The 7,157-nt window shown below is 34.4% G+C and carries 6 protein-coding genes; 1 reads left to right on the top strand and 5 read right to left on the bottom strand.

The window, feature by feature from the left end; all coding sequences use genetic code 11:
* Positions 1-58: 58 nt before the first annotated feature.
* Genes EPK97_RS20585 through fni form a run of 4 tightly spaced genes read right to left on the bottom strand, consistent with a single transcriptional unit; the run spans position 59 to position 4,561 of the window.
* Positions 59-1,834, bottom strand: coding sequence for an ABC transporter ATP-binding protein (locus tag EPK97_RS20585; protein WP_162038508.1), 1,776 nt, complete (start codon positions 1,832-1,834; stop codon positions 59-61).
* 18 nt (positions 1,835-1,852) lie between these two features.
* Positions 1,853-2,659 carry a metal ABC transporter permease gene (locus EPK97_RS20580; RefSeq protein ID WP_162038507.1) on the bottom strand — a complete coding sequence of 269 codons (807 nt, stop codon included), beginning with the start codon at positions 2,657-2,659 and terminating at the stop codon, positions 1,853-1,855.
* Positions 2,660-2,681: 22 nt separating this feature from the next.
* Positions 2,682-3,476 (bottom strand): metal ABC transporter ATP-binding protein, encoded by a 795-nt coding sequence (locus EPK97_RS20575; RefSeq protein ID WP_162038506.1) that lies wholly within the window; start codon positions 3,474-3,476, stop codon positions 2,682-2,684.
* 32 nt (positions 3,477-3,508) lie between these two features.
* The gene (gene fni, locus EPK97_RS20570) at positions 3,509-4,561 is read right to left on the bottom strand and encodes a type 2 isopentenyl-diphosphate Delta-isomerase (RefSeq protein WP_170295602.1); all 1,053 of its coding nucleotides are present in this window, start codon (positions 4,559-4,561) and stop codon (positions 3,509-3,511) included.
* 299 nt (positions 4,562-4,860) lie between these two features.
* Here fni and EPK97_RS20565 point away from each other — a divergent pair, with 299 nt between their 5' ends.
* A complete protein-coding gene (locus EPK97_RS20565; RefSeq protein WP_162038505.1) occupies positions 4,861-5,769 on the top strand; it encodes a fumarylacetoacetate hydrolase family protein in 909 nt (302 codons plus the stop codon).
* Between the two features lie 91 nt (positions 5,770-5,860).
* Here the strand turns inward: EPK97_RS20565 and EPK97_RS20560 are convergent, their stop codons facing one another.
* Positions 5,861-7,126, bottom strand: a complete 1,266-nt coding sequence (locus tag EPK97_RS20560; RefSeq protein WP_162038504.1) for a methyl-accepting chemotaxis protein — start codon at positions 7,124-7,126, stop codon at positions 5,861-5,863.
* Between the last annotated feature and the right edge of the window lie 31 nt (positions 7,127-7,157).

The raw sequence follows: 7,157 nt of genomic DNA, 5'->3' as shown, positions 1-7,157 counted from the left end.
TGGTTTGAACGGTTTTTTCATATCATTGCAATCCGTTGAGGATAAATCAATTTTTGTATTAAAAATTTGTAGTTTTTACAGGTGAATCTGAAGTAAGATTCTGTACATTATATAAACGTGCATAAGCTCCTCCAGTTTTCATTAACTGTTGATGAGTACCCATTTCTTTAATTTGACCATCTTCCATATACACAATTTTATCCGCATGTGTGATTGTGGAAAGACGATGTGCCACAATGAGAGTTGTTCGATCTTTTGCTAATTTGTCTAACGATTTTTGAATCAAGGCTTCTGATTCTAAATCAAGAGCTGAGGTTGCTTCATCCAAAATTAAAATTTGCGGATCTTTAAGGAACACTCTTGAAATGGCAACACGTTGTTTTTGTCCCCCAGATAATTTCACTCCACGTTCTCCAATTTCGGTGTCATAACCCTTAGGAAGCTCCATAATAAAATCATGTGCATTTGCAGCCTTAGCAGCTTGAATCACCTCTTCTTCTGCTGCATCAGGTTTTCCAAACAAAATGTTTTCACGTACAGATCCACTAAATAAAATGTTATCTTGCAGCACCATTCCAATATTTTCACGCAGACTTTTTGTTTGAACATTGGTAATATCGTGACCATCAACACGAATAACTCCTTGATTTATATCGAAAAATCGAGGAATTAAACCTACAAGTGAAGACTTTCCACCACCACTTATCCCAACTAAAGCCACTGTTTCCCCTGATCGTATCGAAAATTGAATATCCTTTAAAACAGGTTCTCCGTCTTTTAGATAACTAAAAGTAACATGGTCAAATTGGATATCCCCTTTCACGTTTTTAATAGGATAGGCGTGCGGTGCATCTACAATATCGTATGGTTCTTCCATGAACTCCACCATTCTTTCTAAAGATGCTGCTGCTTGCGTTAATACAGTAGAGGAATTTACCAAACGACGTAATGGACTGTACAATCGATCCAAATAACCAAAAAAAGCAACAAATGCACCTAAAGTCAAATTTCCTTGAATGACTTGATAACCACCATAACCGATGACAAGGAGTGGAGCGATATCAGTAAGTGTATTAATAATTGAATGAGTTAGTGCATTCCATCGAGTTTGTTTCAAAGCTCTATCTAAATAGATGCTATTTCTCTTTCCAAATCTATCTCGTTCAACTTTCTCCAATGTAAAGCTTCTAATTACTGGTATTCCTTGAATTCTTTCATGTAAATAAGCCTGAATTTCGGCTAAAGCTTGTGAACGATCCTTTGTTAATTGCTTCAAACGTTTATACAATATTTTTACCGCAATCGCATAAAGAGGGAAGATGGATATCGCAATTAGAGCGAGTATAGGATTTAAATAAAACATAAATCCTAATGCAATCGTAAGGGTAAATAAATCTAACCAAATATTCATCAAACCGACTTCTACAATACTCTTCGTCTGCTCTACATCGTTTATAAATCGAGAGATGATTTCTCCAACCTTTCGATTTTGATAAAAACGAATGGATAATTTCTGAATATGATCAAATAAACGATTACGGATATCAAACAATATACGACTAGTAGCAAGCTGTGCAAAGTATTGCCTTAAGTATTCAATAGGCCATCTCACAATAATAAATAAAATGAGGGCACCTACAAGTAAATAAACGAGCTTCGAAACCTTCTCACTATCAGCCATTTCTTCATTTGTAAGTAAACCATCTATGACATACTGCATCATTAAAGGTAGTGTTAAAGGAATTCCAAATTTGACCACTCCTATAATGATCGTGATAAAGATTAATTTCCAATAGGGCTTCACAAATTGAAAATATGTTTTAAATGGACTCATCTTTGTTTGCCCCTTCTACTATGTTTTTTTTCTTGAAAATAAAAACGAAAACATTAACAATGCAATGGACAATAATACAACCGTACCTCCCGGAGCAAAATTCCATATTCCTGCAATGACCAAACCACCCATGACTGCAATCTCAGAAAATACAATCGCCATCCACATCGTATGTCGAAAACTTTTTCCAATGACTAAGCTACATGCAACTGGAATCGTTATTAAAGCTGATACTAATAATGCTCCAACTATTTTTATAATGACACTGATCACAAGTGCTGTTAAAGTCGTAATTAAAATGTTATAAAGTCGCGTAGGAAGTCCACTCACACTTGCTGCCTCTTCGTCTAGTGTAATTAAAAATAATTCCTTGTATGAAATAGCAACAAATGCAATCACTAACAACGTTACAGCAAAAACAATCCAAATATCGGCAGTGTCTAGTGCAACGATACTCCCAAACAAATAATCTTGTACATTGATGTTGAATCCTTTACCTGATGTAAATAAAACAGACGCAAAGGCTATACCTCCAGACATTATGATAGCAATGGATAATTCTGCGTAACTTGGATAGGCTTTTCTTAATTTCTCTATAGCAAAAGAAGCAATCAGAGCAAAAACAATACCAAGTGCAAGAGGATAAACCTCAATAATAAATCCTAAAGCTACTCCTGCAATGGAAACATGAGATAAAGCATCCCCAATCATGGATAATCTTCTTAATACGATATAAACACCAATTAATGGTGCAACAATTCCTATCAAAAAACCAACAAACAGTGTTTTTTGAAAAAAGGGAAATAAAAATATATCTAAATCCAAATTTCAATCCTCCAAAATCAAATCATATTTTCAAAGCTTCACTTTTTAAAAAGCCTTTCATAGAGTGTGTTAAATCTGTTTCTACACAATCTTCCAAATCGTGTGAATGCTTTACATAAAACTTTAACTTCCCTGCAGTATGTATCGCTTCTTTTCCCAAATAGGAATGCATCATATCAACATCATGAGAAACCATCAAAAAAGTAATATTATGCTGTTTATGCATATGTTGAATCATATGAAAAAAACTTTCTTGTGTTTCAGTATCAATACCAACCATCGGTTCATCTAAAATGAGTAAATCTGGATTATTAATTAATGCTCTTGCTAAAAATGCGCGTTGTTGTTGACCTCCAGATAAGTTCCCAATTCGACGATGAGCTAACTTTTCTATACCAAGAGCTTGAAGTGAATCATCACATTTCTGTAATTCTTTTTTTGTTAGACGTTTAAACATTTTTTTCTTGCCGTATAAACCAGAAAGCACAACTTCCTTTACTGTAGCAGGAAAAAATGGGTTCATTGCATTTTTTTGAGGCACATAACCAATTCGTTCCCAATCTTTAAACTCTGATATCGGCTGATCAAACAATCTAATCTTACCACTTACAGGTTTAATTAAACCTGCGATCATTTTTAGTAAAGTTGATTTACCTGCTCCGTTAGAGCCAATCAAACCTACAAAATCTCTCTCTAATATTTTAAAATTCAAATTCTGAATCACAGGTGTTTTATTTTCGTAATAAAACGAAACATCTTCTATTGAAATGATACACTCATGACACAGATCAAAGCGATTATTATTCGATTCATTCATTTTTTTTCATTCTCCTAACCTTATCCTATTGCCTACCTTCTTTTTGCATAGGATTTATAATCAATGTCTCTGCATTCACACCATTCTTTGGTTGTTCCGGTAAAAACAAGAGAAGCATTTATTAGCTTTTCAACACGTGGTTTTCCAAGCATCGTCATGATCAATTTGATCTGTTCATGCCAATTTTGAATCCTATGTATCGTTTTCTCAACTCCTTGTTCCTTTAAAAGAGACAACACAGGGGATGCCAAACCAATTGCCTTAGCACCTAGAGCAAAGCTTTTCACCATATCAAGTGGGTTTCGAATGCCTCCAGAGGATATAAAATCAATCTCGGTTTGATAATCAGCAGACTCAATCAAAGAAACGACAGTGGATTGCCCCCACCCATCTATAAAATCAAAATCTTTGGCTTCTCTCCTTTGATTTTCTATCCAAACAAAGTTCGTACCACCCTTGCCCCCTACGTCAATGATATCAATTCCTACACCTTTCAGAATTTCATATGTCTCTTGACACATCCCAAATCCAACTTCTTTTACAATTACAGGAACAGGTGCTTTATCTTTTATATGATGTATTTTTTCAATCATACCTTTAAAATGTCGATCTCCCTCTGGCATAACTAACTCTTGTGGAATATTTAAGTGTAATTGAAGCATATCCGCTTGCAGCATTTCAATTGCTTCCATCGCATCCTCTACAGCACTATCTGCACTCACATTTGCAAAAATCATCCCTTTAGGATTTACTTTTCGAACCACTTCATACGTGCGGACTAGTTTATGATTACGCAATGCTGCTTTTTGCGAACCAACTGCTAGTGTAATTCCCGTCTCCCTTGCGATGACAGCTAAATCACGATTAATTTCTTCTGTGGAAAAAGCACCACCTGTCATCGCATTGATAACTAGAGGAGAGTTCAAATTCTTTCCTCCTAAATTCACACTTAAATTACACTCCCGAACATCCATTTCAGGTACGGAACGATGAATAAAATGTAAATCATCAAATGATGAATGACGTTCACTTTTATTTGATTGTAGGGCTAAGTTTAAATGATCCAGTTTTCTTTGTTCCCTCATATCACTTATCCTCTATGTGTTTTATTTATTTATAATATAAACTATTCTTTCATATTAAAATCATCATGCTTTATTATACCTTATAAGAGCAGCATTTGAACATTTGAGGATTTGTATTCAGTTTCTGAAAAGTAAATCGTAATCATTACTATTTACAATAAAAATTATACATGGGAAACTTTTTATATGTCAATCTTTTTTTTACTTAACGCATTAACCTTATGTGGAATATCTAATCATACAATTCGTATGTTAAAATAAAATCAAATAACATTGTTATAGGGTTAGGAGAATGATAGATGAGATTTGTAACAGCAGAAAAAGACAATAGAACATTTATTGGAATCACAGATGAAAAGTTTTCTTACGTGCTCGATCTTACTCTAGCAGATAAAACCAAACATCAAACAGCTCAGTTACCTGCCTCAATGATCGAATGTATCAAATTAGGAGAGCAATTCCTTAGTTTAGCAAGTTCCCTGAAACAATGGATCATAGAAAATCCTGATCAGAATACATTCAAATATCAAATAAATAATATCAAAGTACTTGCCCCCATCCCAAGACCATCAAAAAATGTATTTTGTATTGGAAAGAACTATAAAGATCATGTACTTGAAATGGGTAGCGCTGCGGATCTTCCATCCGATCCCATCGTTTTTACCAAACCTCCAACAACTGTAATTGGAACCGAAGATATCATTTTAAATCACAAACAAGTGACAGATGAATTGGATTATGAAGGTGAGCTTGCTGTTATCATTGGTAAAAAAGGTAAAAACATTTCAACAGGACAAGCTTTAGATTATGTGTTTGGATATACGATCATAAATGACATAACTGCTAGGGACTTACAAAAAAAACATAAACAATTTTTCATAGGAAAAAGTTTAGATTCATCCTGTCCGATGGGACCAGCTATTGTACATAAGGCAGAAATTAATAACCCAAATCACTTAAACTTACAAACGAAAGTAAATGGTGAAATAAGACAAGATGCAAATACTGAATTATTTATATTTGATGTAGAAAACATCATCTCTATTATTTCTAAAGGTCTTACATTAGAACCTGGTGATATCATTGCAACGGGTACTCCTGCAGGTGTTGGAAAAGGATTTAAACCTCCTCGTTTATTACAGCCAGGGGATCATATTGAAATTACAATAGAAGGTATAGGAGTTTTACGAAATACAGTGGAACACTGAGATGCAATCTGGGGTTATCTAAATCAGTAAAAAAAGGTTATCCATTATCGTTTTTCTTAAACACAATGGATAACCTCTGTTTTCAAATTCATTACACTTTAAACTTCTGAATCATTTCCTGTAAATCAAAAGCTAATGTATTTAGTTGATTTGCTGAAGCTGATATCTCTTCAGTGGAAGCATTTTGCTCTTCCGTTAATGCGGCAATTTGTTGAGATTTAGCAGATGAACTATCAGATACTTCAACAACCTCTTTCGCTAAAGCAATCATATCTTTGAAACCTGCATGCATCTGCTGCATTGTTGCTGATACTTCTTGAAATTCATGGGATACTTCTTGAATCTTTTTCACAATCTCATTAAAAGTTCCCCCTGTTCCCCCAACCAATGAATAACTTTGATCAAATGAAGCTTTCCCTTCTTCTATTGCCGTCACAGCCTGTCCTGCTTCACCTTGAATTTCTTGAATCAACTTACTGATATCTTCAGATGCTTTTGCTGATTGTTCTGCAAGTTTTCTTACTTCTCCTGCAACGACTGCAAAACCTCTTCCATGTTCACCCGCACGTGCCGCTTCAATGGAAGCATTTAAGGATAAAAGATTCGTTTGCTGAGATATGTCTGTAATCATCGTAATGATTTTGCCTATTTCCTGAGATTTTTCATCAAAGGAATTCACTATATTTGAAGTATAAGTTACTTTTTCTTCTAATGATTTCATTTGCTCCATACCTGCCTGTACAACCTGATTTCCATCAACTGCTTTATCATTTGTTGATTTTGTCATTTCAGATATGGACTGAATCGATCCTGTAATTTGACCAATTCCTTCTGAAATATCCGTTACAGAATGATAAGTATCCGTAATTTTCATAACCTGTTTTTCTGATCCAAAAGCTACTTCTTGAACCACTTTTGAAATTTCATCAATTGACTGATAATTTTGCTCCGTTATAGCAGATAATTCATTTGATTGATCAGTAACCTGGTTAGAAACCTGAGAAATTTTATGTATAAGATCCTTCCACTGATTAGCCATCTCATTCATCGCTATTGCGATCGGTTTTAACTCCCCTACTTTTTCCACATCAATCTTAGAAGACAAATCACCTGCAGCCATCTGATTGACTCCATTTATAATATCCTTCATAGGCATAATAAATCTTTTAAAGTTTAGAATGGTTATGATAGAACCTATGATCACTCCACCTACTGTTATTCCAACCGTATTCAACCAAAATAATTTCCCTTGTAAATCAATCATAAATCCAATAGAACAACCTAATAGTAGACCCCCAAAAATAATGAGTATTATTGTCCGGAATAAATAACGATAAAGTGAAACCGTCCCCCTCATTTTATTACCCCTTTACATTAAAAATATATAA

It is taken from the genome of Chengkuizengella sediminis (assembly GCF_010078385.1).
GTDB lineage: Bacteria > Bacillota > Bacilli > Paenibacillales > KCTC-33759 > Chengkuizengella > Chengkuizengella sediminis.
This window is presented reverse-complemented; position numbering and strand designations above follow the sequence as displayed.

Excerpts from the sequence above, each read along its gene's own strand:
- fni (WP_170295602.1), bottom strand. The coding sequence starts at position 4,561 with ATGAGGGAACAAAGAAAACTGGATCATTTAAACTTAGCCCTACAATCA.
- EPK97_RS20585 (WP_162038508.1), bottom strand. The coding sequence starts at position 1,834 with ATGAGTCCATTTAAAACATATTTTCAATTTGTGAAGCCCTATTGGAAA.
- EPK97_RS20560 (WP_162038504.1), bottom strand. The coding sequence starts at position 7,126 with ATGAGGGGGACGGTTTCACTTTATCGTTATTTATTCCGGACAATAATA.
- EPK97_RS20575 (WP_162038506.1), bottom strand. The coding sequence starts at position 3,476 with ATGAATGAATCGAATAATAATCGCTTTGATCTGTGTCATGAGTGTATC.
- EPK97_RS20565 (WP_162038505.1), top strand. The coding sequence starts at position 4,861 with ATGAGATTTGTAACAGCAGAAAAAGACAATAGAACATTTATTGGAATC.